Below are 11,957 nucleotides of genomic sequence, written 5' to 3' on the forward strand. Positions count from 1 at the left end.
CGTAGGCCCGATCCGGGTCACGGTGCCGGGGGCGGCGCCGCTTGCGGGACGGGTGCGGGCGGTGCTGCCACCGGTGCCGGGGGCAGGACAGTCAGGCTGCCGGCCGCCGTGCGGGCATAGCGGCCGCCATCGATCAGGTCGTCCAGCCGGGCCGACGGCAGGGTGAAGCTGCCCTGGGTCACGGCACGCGCCAGATAGACCAGACGGAAATTGCCATTGTCCGGCATGCCGTCCAGGGCCGCCACGAACCGGTCGTCGCGGAACTCCACCAACGCCGCCTCCGACAGGGTGCCCAGCCAGGACAGGTCGCCCAGTTGCGCGCTGCCGGCCAGACGCACATTCTCCACCACCAGGCCCGCGGGCAGCGGATCGATCAGCAGCAGCGGGCCGGTCAGCGGCTGTTCAGCCTTGCCCTCCAGCACCACGACCAGCAGGTCGCCGGCACGGATGGACTTCAGGTTGGCGGGGCGGCCCTTGCCATCCTTGAACTGCCGGGTCAGCGTCAGGCCACCAGCGGCTTCCGCCTTGTCCGGCGTGGACAGGATGCCGGCTGTGGTGGTCAGGGTGCGCACCGGCTGCTCACCGCGATTGGCGACGGACAGGAGCGCCCCTTCGGCCAGCGGCCGCAGCAGCGGACGGTCGCCGGTCACCGGCTGGCCATCGACAGTCAGGTTCAGTGCCGTGCCGCGCGTGGCCAGCGCCTGTGCGGCCAGCAGCAGCCAGGCGCGTTCCTGCGTGGCCACCAGCGCCGGATCGCGCAGCATGGCGGCCAGCGCCGTTTCTTCCGCCTGGATGCGGGCGGGATCGGCATTGGCGGCGATCAGCAACGCCAGGGTGGCGGCGCGGTCACGCAGGGGGGAACCGAAATCGCGGATGCCGACGGCAACCGGCAACGGCTCATCCAGCTTGGCCAGGATGTCGCCCGCCCGCTGCCCGTCACCCAGGATGGCGAAGGCGGCGGCGATCTGGGCGCGGGCCAGGCGGGTGGGCACGCGGGCCTGGAACGTCTCCTGGAAGAAACGCAGCGGCGTGGCGTCGATGGCCCGCGCGCGCGCGGCGACATACAGCGCATAGGCCCGCGCCGGCAGCTCCGCATCCTCCACCCAGCTGTTGCCGATGGAACGGACCAGCCAGTCCATGCCCCGGCGATAACCATCCTCCGGCACAGTGAACCCGGCTTCGCGCGAACGGGTCAGCACATCCAGCGCGAAGGCGGTCAGCCAGGGATCGGCGGCCCCGTCATGGGCCCAGAGCGAGAAGGCGCCGTCCGCCCGCTGGCGGCCGATCAGCCGTTCCACCAGATCGTCGGCCTTGGCTTTGAGCTTTTCATCGGCCGGCAGACCCAGACCCTTCAGCCAATCATTGGCACCGGGCAGGGGCAGCAGGCGGGCGGCGATCTGGTCGGCGGACCCGAAGGGCCGTGCATCGATCAGCAGCAGATGCGACAGCGCGTCCAACGGTTCCCGCGTGCCGGCCATGGCCAGCTTCCACGAGGTGCCGGCGATGGCGCCATCCGGCTTGGGTGCCGTCAGGCTGGCCGTCTGGTTGGGGGCGATGGTGCCGCGCGCCTGGGTGGCCGCGACAGCATGGGCCGGGCGGATATTGATGGGGAAGCGGCGGGTCAGGCTGTAGCCTTCCGGCCCCGTGATATTGACCACCAGCACGCCATAGCCAGGATCGCCGGCCACCAGCGTGCGGTCCAGCGTGACCTTCTTGGCCCGCGCCAGACCCTGGAAGCTGGTGTCGGCCTTGCCGCCCTCCAGCTTCACCGGGCCTTCGGCGGTCAACGACACCTTGTAGGCGCCGCGCACCGGGCCGGACAGGTTTTCCAGGCCCAGCGTGATGCGCGCCCGGTCGCCCGGCGCCAGGAAGCCCGGCAGGGTCATGTCGGTGGCGATATCGTCGCGCACCTCCAGCGACCCCTTGCCGACGCCGACCTTGGCATCGGTCCAGGCCATGGCGGTCAGGGACAGGCGGCCGGCCATGTCGGGCAGGACCAGGGTGACATCGGCCTTGCCGTCGGCACCCACGGTGACCACGCCGGAATGCAGCGCCGTCACCGGCCCGGAACGCGGTGCCGTGGTGACGCGGGTACCCTTGCCGTCATTGCCATTGGCGGGTGCCGGGGCGGCCCCGCCCTCGTTCGGGCCAACCAGGCGGCCATAGACATCGCGCAGTTCCACGGCCAGCCGGCGCTTGCCCAGGAACCAGCCGACGGGATCGACGGATTGGGTCTCCGGCAGGCGGGCCACGCCCTCATCCACGGCGGTGACCAGCAGGCGCACGGTCGAACCCGGTTCCGCCCCCGCCACGGTGACGGGCAGATGGGCCGACCCGCGCGGATGCACGGCCGGCTGTTCACCGATGGCGACAGACAGCGACCGGTCGGCCGGATCGACGGCGACCCAGCCCATGCCCAGCGCGCGGCGCGGCGGCGTGCGGCTGCCGGCATCGGCCGGTGCAAACGCGGTGGCCAGAACATAGGCACCGGCCGTCAGGTCGGCGGGCAGCGGCAGCTCGACGAAGGCGCCCTCCGTTCCGATCTCGCTGACCAGCGTATGGCGGATGGACCGGTCGGCCAGGGCCAGGACCACGGTGCCGGCATAGGGCGGGCGCACGAAGACGCGAACCTTTTCACCCGGCTTGTGCAGCGGGTCCTGGACCTTCACCTCCACCGCGTCGGGCGTATCGCCCAGCTTGGCCGATACCCACCAGCCGGCGGAAAAGCGGAGCGACGAGGCGATGCCCGTGGCCGGGTCGAACAGTTCCAGCCGGTAACGGCCGGCGCGGACCTGTTCCTCGATGCTGGCCGGCTTGCCGGCGTCGATATTGATGCTGCCGCCGGTCAGGCGGCGATCCTTGACGATGGTGCGGTATTCCCAGCGGCCATCGGCCGCGTACCATTCGTAATCGTACTCTTCCTCGAACAGGTCCCAGGACAGGCCGTTGCGGGCGATCCTCTGCCCGTCGGGGGAGATGGCGGCGACATCGACCGACACGGTGGCCCCCTCCGGCACCGCATCGCCGCCGAAATTCGGCTTCAGGCCCAGGGCGAAGGGCTGATGCTCCACCGGCAGCACCAGTTCCTTTTCCACCGACCGGCCGCCGACATCATGCAGGGTGGCACGCAGCACCGCCTCCATCCGGCGGCTGGTTTCCGGCAGCTTGCCCAGGTCGGCCGCGACCTGCACCTTGCCGTCGGCCCCGGTGGTGAAGCCGGGCAGGGTACGCTTTTCCGGCGCCAGCCCCTGCTGGGCCAGCCCGAAACGATAGCCCTCCAGCCCCGGCCATGACCGGTCGGTGGGGCGCAGGGTCACGGTCATCTCACCCGGCAGCAGACCGGCGGCCCCGCCATTCAGGTACCGGGCATCGACCGACAGGGACAGTTTGCCATCGGCACCGATGCGGGCGCGATCGGCGGAAAGCGCGAATTCCACACGGGCCGGTGCCACCTCACCGACATTGAACTTCGTCTGGCCCACAATAGGACCGTTCGGGTCCAGATGCGCCGTCGCCGTCCAGCGGCCGGGCGGGGCATTGGCCGGCAGTTCGGCGCGGAGCACATGCGCACCGCCGCCGGCATCATCGACCAGACGGCGTTCGACCTCCAACCCGTCGGGGCGGACCACCTTGAAGGTCAACTTCTGTCCGGACAGCGCCTTGGCATCCACGTCGCGCAGCAGCGCCGTCAGCCAGACCGGGTCGCCGGGACGATAGGCGCCGCGTTCGGGGAACATATAGGTATCGGCAGTACCAGGTACGACGCGGCCGCCATCGCCCTTGCCGGCCAGTTCCACCGCCGGCGCCCCGAAATCCAGCAGCGAGAAGCCGCCATCGGGGCTGGACGCGAACAAAGCCTGGGGTGACGCCTCGTTCACTCCGCCGATCTGCGCCGCCTCGAATCGGGCCAGGCCATCGGGGCCGGTGACGGCGCGGCCCAGTTCGCGCTTGTCGCGGGCTACCAGGCGCAGTTCGACACCGGGCTGCGGCCGGGCCGTGGACAGGCCACGGGCGAACACATACAGGCCGTTGCCGGCCTTGAAACTGGTCAGGCCCAGGTCGGAGACGACGAACCATTGCGTGGCGCGCTTGTCCCAGGCCTGGAAGGACAGAGCCGCATCTTCGGCCACCGCGACATAGACGCCGGGCGGCAGGGTGCCGATCACCGCATCGATGGGGAACGGGGTGGCGGCTGCCTTGTTGCGCTCCCCGCCGATGGCCATCTCGCCCTTCCAGACGCGCTCGCCCTTCTGGTCCAGCACGTCGCCGATCTCGAAATCGGTCATGCTCTGGTTGGAGCGGCCGTAATAGATCTGTTCCACCAGCGCCCGGTCATTCAGCCGCAGCACGGTCAGGCGCGCGCGGGCGACATTGACGCTGCGCAGCGGCAGGCCGTCGCCGCCGACACGTGGAAGGATATAGCCCTGGCCGCGGAAGGACAGGCTGGGCTTGCGGTCCGGCACGGCCAGATCGCGGGTGACGGCATCGACCAGCTTTTCCTTCGCCCCCGCCGCCGGCAGGCCGGCATTGATGGTAACGGCATAGCGCTGGCCATGCTTCAAGCCATCCAGGCACAGGCTCTGGTCGCGGGTGGCAATGGTAACGCCCTGGCCCGGCTCGATGCTGATGAACCGCGCCAGTTCGTTCACCCGCCCGCGCTGGCGCGGCAGGGGACGGGAGAAGGCGAAGCAGGCCTGGGGCCTGTCACGCTCCGCCGTGATCTCCACGCCGGTCAGTTCGAACGGACGCGTCTCCGGCCCTGCGGCCGGTCCCGGCGGGGCGGCAGGGGGCGGGGCCCCTTCCTGCGCGGCAAGGGCGGCGGGCGCCAGGATAATACCCGTGGCGAACAGCAGGGCGGAAATGCGCGGCATCTGGATCGGGGGGCGAAGGACGGGACGGGACATGGCATAGCATGGAACGCCAGGAATATGGCGTCACAACGGCCAGATGAAATTGTTTTCCGGTGGTTTGCAACAGGGTCGTTGGTTTTGGCCCCGCCGACACAGCCGTTTCATTGCCCGATCGTCGCCATCATGGTAGCGCCATGCTGGTATTTCCCGCATGCCAGAGGCCTTCCATGAGCGACGCCGACGACAGCCCCCTTCCGCGCCGCCGCCTGCCCGGCCTGGATGCACCCCGGCTGGCCTTGTGGCTGGGCGGTTTCGCGCTGCTGGGGGCGGCCTTGTGGAACGGCTTCCCCATCGTGTTCTTCGATACGGGCGGCTATATCAAGCGGGTGCTGGATTGGGGGCTGGAGCCCGGCCGGTCCTTCTTCTACGGCCTGTTCCTTTATTTTACCTCCGCCGGCTGGTTCAGCTTCTGGGGGCCGGCTTTGGCGCAGGCGGTGGTCACGCTGTGGCTGATCCATCTGCTGTTGCGTGTGCATCAGGTGGGTTTCCGCGACTGGCCGCAGCGTCAGGTGACGGGTGTGGTGGCCATCGCCCTGTCCCTGCTGACCGGTGTCTCCTGGTATGTGGGGCAGCTGATGCCCGACATATTGCTGCCGCTGCTGGTCCTCTGTTTCTGGCTGCTGTCCTTCCGCTGGGACCGGCTGGAATGGCGGGAACGGGCGGGGGTGGCTTCCATCGGGCTGCTGGCGCTGTTGTCGCACATGTCGGGCATGGCGCTGGCCATGGGGCTGGTGGTGACCATCGCCACGGCCAAGGGGCTGGACCGCTGGCGGGGCTGGGGCCTGGCGCCACGTGTCGCGCCGGCCGCCGCATTGCTGGCCTTGTCGCTGGTGGCCATGCCGACCCTGCACATGGCGCTGATCGGCAAGCCGGGCTTCACGCCGGGCGGGCCGGTCTTCATCTTCGGCCGGCTGGTCCAGGATGGGCTGGCCCAGCGCTATCTGGCCGACCATTGCCCGGACGCCACCATCAAGCTCTGCGATTATCAGGACCGGTTGCCCGCCACGGCGGATGATTTCATCTGGCACGCGGACAGCCCCTTCCGGGCCATCGGCTGGTGGGATGGGGCGAACGCGGAACTGTCGCGTCTGGTCGGCGGCATCGTCAGCGCCTATCCGGGCGCCTTTCTGCACACCGCCCTGGTGGCCACCTGGGACCAGTTGACCATGGTACAGACCGGCGACGGGCTGGATGAATGGCAGGAGGTGACGCGCTGGATCTTCTCTTCCCAGCTACCCGGCCGGCGCTATCTGGATTTCATGTCCGCCCGCCAGCAGCGGGAGGAGACGACCCAAGCCCTGTTCGACGCGCTGAACCTGGTGCATGTGCCGGTGGCGCACCTGTCGGGCCTGGGCCTGATCCTGGTGGCGGTGTGGGGCCTGCGCACCGGGCGGCGTGATATGGCCGCACTGGCTTTGTTCACCGCCATCGCCCTGATCGGCAATGCCTTCATCAGCGGGGCGCTGTCCAACCCGCACGACCGGTACCAGAGCCGGATGGTCTGGCTGGCCGCACTGGTGGTGGGGATGGCGGCGATCGCGCGATTTGGGAAGGCCGGAAAGGAACCCTGACATCCGGTATTGTCACCGTCCGTCAGGGTTTCCTGGCATCAGAAGCCGGTCTCCGTAACCCCGACCAGGTCGAGCATGGCCTGGCCGCTGCCGCCCGTATCCACCGCAAAGGCGGGGCGGCCTTCGCCCCGGCCGTTGCTGATGTAATGGCTGATCAGCGTGGAATGGTTCAGGCCGAAGGCGTTGAACAGATCCGGGTTCAGCGCTGCATAGGCCTCCGCGTCGAAGCCGGTGGCCACCCGTCCCTCGGCCCGGCCGCTCTGGATGTAATGGGTGATCAGGCTGGTGGCGTTGAGGCCGAAGGCATTGAACAGGTCGGGGTTCAAGGCCGCATAGGCTTCCGCGTCGAAGCCGGTGGCCACGCGGCCTTCCGCCCTGCCATTGCTGATGTAATGGCTGATCAGGGCGGTGTGGTTGGTGCCGAACGCCCCGAACAGGTCCGGGTTCAGGGCCGCATAGGCCTCGGCATCGAACCCCTCGGCCAGGCGTCCCTCCGCCTTGCCATTGGTGCGGTAGTGGCTGGCCAGCGCATCCTCGTTCAACCCGAAGGCGTTGAACAGGTCGGGATTGAGTGCCGCATAGGCCTCCGCATCGAACCCGGCGCTGGCCCGGCCTTCCGCCCGGCCGTTGCTGATATAGTGGCTGACATAGGCGCCGTCATTGTTGCCGAAGACCGACACCAGATCGGGGTTCAACGCGCGATAGGCATCCAGGGTGAAGGCGGCGCCGAAATCATCGTTCCGGATGGTTCCGGTCGCACTTACCACGCCGTCGACGGCGTTGCCGGGCAGCAGGGCGCCGGTCACCTGCGACAGGGTCAGGGTGACGGTTTCATCCGCCTCGGCCTTGTTGTCGTTGCGTATCGGCACCTCGATGGTGACGGAGGTGGCGCCGACGGCGATGGTGATGGTCTTCTCGACCGTCGTATAGTCGGTGCCGGCCGTGGCCGTGCCGCCGGCGGTCTTCGCCACGAAGGTGACGGGCACCGTCGATGCCGACGACAGGCTGACCGTATAGACCAGATTGCCGCCGCCTTCCGCGGCGGTCGGCGCGCTGACCGACAGGGTGGGGAAGGATGCCTGGGAGGAGGAAGCCTTCAGCGTGTAGGTGCCCACACCCACATCATTGATGTTTTCGACCCCCACGAAATAGCGCCCCGAGGTGGTGGGCGTGAAGCTCAGCTTGTCCAGGGCACCCGTATTGACGATGTAGCCGCCAACGGTATCGTACATCGCGAGGAAGATGCTGGGCAGCGTACCGCCGCCGCTGGCCGCATCGAAGCCATTGAACTGATAGGTGGCCCCACCCACCAGATCCACGGCGAACCAGTCCCGATCGTTGCTGATATCGATCTTGCCCGTCGTCTCGCCACCGATCGCCAGCCTGCCCGTCGTATCCTTGATCCCGGAATAATCGTCCGTGACAGTCGCCGCCGAGAGAGAGTAGCTGCCGGTCTGGCTCTCGACAAAGCTCCCGATGGACACATAGTACCGGCCGGTCACGATGGCCGTGTAGCTCATCTTGTCCAGGCCGCCGACCTGGAGGTAATTGCCAAGCGTGGAATAGAGCGAGAGCATGATGCTGGGCAAGGTCCCGCCGCCGACGGCCGCGTCGAAGCCGTTGAACTGGTAGGTCTGCCCGGCCACCAGGTCCACCGCGAACCAATCGCTGTCGTTGATGATGCCGATCGTGCCCGTCACCTGCGGACCGCCGACCACCACGACACCCGTCGTGTTCATGTTGGCAAGGTAATCGTCCGCCGACAGCGCCTTCGCCTTCAGCGTATAGGTGCCCAGATCGGTGTTGTTGAGGCTTTGCGCCGATATGTAATAGCGACCGGATGTGTTCACCGTGACGGTGGCCTGATCGACGGTGGACGTGTTGGAAATGTAGGTGCCCGACGCGTTGAAGAACGAGAGATAGACGCGGGGCAACGTGCCGCCGCCACCGGAGGCTCCAAGACCGTCGAACTGGTAGGTCGTGCCAGCGACCAGATCCATGGCGAACCAGTCCGCATCGCCGATCGCATCGATGGTGGCTTTCGTCTCGCCGCCGACGGCCAGTACGCCCGTGGTGTCCGTCGTCCCCTTGTAGTCGTCGACCGGCGCCATCGACGCCTTCACCGAATAGGTGCCGGTCTGCGTCTCGAAGGTGCCGCCCACGGACAGGTAGAAGCGGCCGGAAGCGATGGGTGTGTAGCCGGTCTTGTCCGAAGCGCCGATATAGAGGGAACCGCCGGTCGACGTATAGAGGTCCAGATAGGCACCGGGCAGCGTACCGCCGCCGCTTTCCGCGTCGAAGGCATCGAACCGGTAGGTCTGTCCGGCCACCAGATCCACGGCGAACCAATCCTTGTCGCGGGCGACGCCGATAGTCCCCTTCACCTCGGCGCCACCGATGGTCAGCACGCCCGTCGTCTGCGTGCTGCCCAGATAATCATCCACCGACACGGCCGTCGCCTTCAGCGTGTAGGTACCCGTGCCGCCGAAGCCTTTCGCCGACAGGAAGTAACGGCCCGATGTCGTGGCCGTGTATTCCGCCTTCTCCAGGCCGCCCAGGGTGGGGATATAGTTACCGGAGGGATCCAGCAGCGTGAGGTTGAGGCCGGGCACCGTGCCGCCGTTGTCGCGCGCGCCGAGCCCCTGGAACTCGTATGATGTGCCGGCCACCAGATTGACCGCGAACCAGTCATCGTCGCTGGTGTTCCCGATCACGCCCGTCGCTTGGCCGCCGATCACCAGCAGGCCGGTGGTTGCCGTGCTGGCCGCATAATCGTCCGTGGCCTGGGCTGTCGCCTTCACCGTGTAGGTGCCGCGATCGGTGCTGACAAGCCCTTCCGCCGACAGGTAGTAGCGGCCCGACACGCTTGGCGTGTAGGTCGTCTTGTCGGCCGTGGCGGCGCCGGAGACCTGATTGCCCGAGGAATTATAGACCGACAGATAGATGGCGGGCAGCGTGCCGCCGCCACTGGCCGCGTCGAGGCCGTCGAACTGATAGGTCGTGCCGGCCACCAGATCGACCGCGAACCAGTCCTTGTCGCTGGCGCTGCCGATCGTACCCGTTGCCTGGCCACCGATCGCCAGCGTGCCGGTCGTTGCCGTGCTGTTGGCATAATCGTCTGAAGCCAGTGCGGTCGCCTTCAGCGAATATGTGCCCGTATGGGTGGTGAGAAGGCCTTCGGCCGACAGGTAGTAGCGACCGGACACGGTGGGCGTGTAGGTCGTCTTGTCGGCGGCGGCGGTGCCGGAGATCAGGGTGCCGGAGGAATTGTAGAGCGACAGATAGATGGAGGGCAGCGTGCCGCCGCCGCTGGCCGCATCATAGCCATCGAACTGATAGGTGGTGCCGGCCACCAGGTTCATGGCGAACCAGTCCTTGTCGCCGCCCGTGCCGATCGTACCCATCGCCTCGCCGCCGACGGCCAGGATGCCCGTGGTCGACGTGGAGGCCGGATAATCGTCCGCGACAGCCGCCGGCCCCGACACCTTCACCGTGTAGGAACCGGTCTGATCGGAGAACAGGTTCATGGTCGACAGGTAATAACGGCCGGAGACCGTGGGCGTGAAGCTGGTCTTGTTCACGCCGGCCGAGTTCGAGATATAGGACCCGGTCGAGCCGTAGAGCGACAGGACGACCTGGGAAACGGTGCTGGTGACATCGAACTGGTAGGCGGTGCCCGCGACCAGATCGACGCCGAACCAGTCATCGTCGTTGGGCATGGTGAACACGCCCGTCGCCTGACCGCCGGCCGTCAACCGGCCCGTCGTCTGGGTCGATGACGTGTAATCATCCGGGACCCCCGGCAGCATCTTCACGATATATGCGCCGACGTCGCTGGCTTCCAGCCCCATGACCGACAGGTAGTAGCGGCCGGAAGTCGTTGGCGTATAGCCGAGATTGTCGGGATTGCCCGTGCCACTGACATAGGATCCCGCCGAATTGAAAAGCGACAGGAAGACGTGGTCGAAGGTGCTGATGGTGTCGAACCGGTAGGACGTGCCCGCCACCAGGTCCATGGCAAGCCAATCCTCGTCGTTGCCGATGTAGATCGTGCCCGTCATCTGGTCTCCCAGCGTCAACCGGCCCGTCGTGAACATCGTTGCCGAAAAATCCGTCGGCTCCGTCAAATTCGCCATACCAGCACCCGCGTAATTAAATGCCCTATTGCGGGAAATTAAATAACTTCGGTTCATCCATTAGTAAACGCAAATCCACCGTCGTCATCGGCTGCGATCGGTTCGGGTGATGAATACAATAGGATGTAATGGAGCCTTTTCAGCCCTCAACGGATGGCAGAAAAAAAGCACCCCGCCGCAATGCGACGGGGTGCTTTTGCCAGCATCTGCGAGGCGCCGGCGGAACCGGCGCCCGGCTGATCACTTCTTCTGCGGCGCCGGAGCGGCCGGGGCGGCAACCATCGGCGAGCCGTCGATATTGAACTTCTCGACCTTGGCGGTCTTTTCCAGGCCCTTCACCACGTCTTCGGCGATCTCCTGCGCCACCATCTGGCGCAGCTGCGGGGTGGCCTGCTCGAAGGTCGGCGGCACCTGCTTGCGCTTGTCGGCCAGCTTGATGACGTGGAAGCCGAAATCGGTCTGCACCGGGGTCTGGCTGATGTCGCCCACCTTCATGGCGAAGGCCGCGTCGGAGAAGGGCTTCACCATCTGGTCCTTGACGAAATAGCCCAGGTCGCCACCCGTCTCCTTGGTGCCGTCGGTGCCCTTCTCGGCCGCCAGCTTGGCGAAATCGGCGCCGCCCTTCAGCTGCTTGATGATGGCGTCGGCCTCTTCCTTGGTCTTCACCAGGATGTGGCTGGCCTTCACCTCGTCCTGCGGCGGATTCTCCTTGATCCACTTGTCATAGGCGGCCTTCAGCTTCTCCGGGGTCAGCTTCTTGTCGATCTCGGCCTTCAGCCAGGCCTGCTGCACGAACTGCTCCTCGGCCTGCTTCAGGCGGCGCTTGACCTCGGCGCTGTCCTGCAGCTTCGCCTTGTAGCCAGCCTCGGTCACCAGCTGCGCCTGCACCAGTTGGTCGACCAGCTGCGGATAGATCATCTGCAAGGGCATCTGCTGCACCTGGGGGTCCAGCTGCTGCAACAGGGCCAGCACGTCGGAGCGCTTGAATTCCTTGCCATTGGCGCGGGCGACGACCGGATCGTCGGCCAGCGTGCCGGCGGCGGGCTTGGTGGCCGGGGCTGCGGCCGGCTTGGCGGCGTCCTGCGCCATGGCCGGGGTCAATGCGGCGGCGGCGACCGACCCGAGGGCGGCGGCAACCAGAGCGGCACGCATGGTCTTGAACGACATCTGTGGAGGTTCCCTGCAAACTGTCCGATGGGTAGGCGGGAACAGCCCCTCCTGACCGCATCGGCATAAAGCATGACAGGCTGTGCGCAGGCAAGGGGCCACGCGCGTAGCCATAAGGCCAATGGAAAGCGCTTCCGCGTGGCCATTTCATGGCAGGAAAGCCCGTGAAAAGC

Annotated in this window: 4 protein-coding genes; 1 reads left to right on the plus strand and 3 read right to left on the minus strand. The window is 67.0% G+C overall.

All coding sequences use genetic code 11. The features are described from left to right. Window positions 1-17: 17 nt before the first annotated feature. Window positions 18-4,904 (minus strand): alpha-2-macroglobulin family protein, encoded by a 4,887-nt coding sequence (locus ACM9HJ_RS08650; RefSeq protein ID WP_416571306.1) that lies wholly within the window; start codon window positions 4,902-4,904, stop codon window positions 18-20. Between the two features lie 173 nt (window positions 4,905-5,077). On the opposite strand from ACM9HJ_RS08650, the gene ACM9HJ_RS08655 reads away from it, so the two are divergent. After that, on the plus strand, window positions 5,078-6,481 hold the full coding sequence (locus tag ACM9HJ_RS08655) for a hypothetical protein (RefSeq protein ID WP_416571307.1): 1,404 nt from the start codon (window positions 5,078-5,080) through the stop codon (window positions 6,479-6,481). A 38-nt stretch (window positions 6,482-6,519) separates the two neighbouring features. On the opposite strand, the gene ACM9HJ_RS08660 is transcribed toward ACM9HJ_RS08655, so the two are convergent. Then, complete coding sequence (locus tag ACM9HJ_RS08660) at window positions 6,520-10,542, minus strand: Calx-beta domain-containing protein (RefSeq protein WP_416571308.1); 4,023 nt, start codon at window positions 10,540-10,542, stop codon at window positions 6,520-6,522. Between the two features lie 315 nt (window positions 10,543-10,857). After that, entirely contained in the window at window positions 10,858-11,784 is a 927-nt protein-coding gene (locus ACM9HJ_RS08665) for a peptidylprolyl isomerase (RefSeq protein WP_416571309.1), read from the minus strand. Between the last annotated feature and the right edge of the window lie 173 nt (window positions 11,785-11,957).

The organism is Niveispirillum sp. KHB5.9, from assembly GCF_048066115.1.
In the GTDB taxonomy this organism is placed as follows: Bacteria; Pseudomonadota; Alphaproteobacteria; order Azospirillales; family Azospirillaceae; genus Niveispirillum.